The sequence below is a fragment of the Micrococcus sp. MS-ASIII-49 genome (assembly GCF_000946635.1).
Classification (GTDB): domain Bacteria; phylum Actinomycetota; class Actinomycetes; order Actinomycetales; family Micrococcaceae; genus Micrococcus; species Micrococcus luteus.
The window spans coordinates 1-287 of the sequence record NZ_JXSP01000145.1; the positions used below are offsets into that span (position 1 = coordinate 1).

The following is a 287-nucleotide window of genomic DNA, read 5'->3' on the forward strand; positions in this document are numbered from 1 at the left end:
GTGGACGACGACGAGGCGCTGGCCGAGATGATCGGCATCGTCCTGCGCAATGACGGCTTCGAGCCGGCGTTCGCCGCGGACGGCACCTCCGCACTGCCCGCGTTCCACCGCGAGCGCCCCGATCTCGTGCTGCTGGACCTCATGCTCCCCGGCATCGACGGCATCGAGGTCTGCAGGCTCATCCGATCCGAGTCGGACGTGCCGATCGTGATGCTCACGGCCAAGTCGGACACGGCGGACGTCGTGCGCGGCCTCGAGTCGGGTGCGGACGACTACGTGCCCAAGCC

General features: G+C 69.3%; 1 protein-coding gene. It reads left to right on the top strand.

Annotation, left to right across the window (positions count from 1 at the left end):
• Positions 1 to 287: response regulator (locus SJ20_RS09635; RefSeq protein ID WP_131661490.1), on the top strand; the 287-nt coding region annotated here is incomplete at both ends.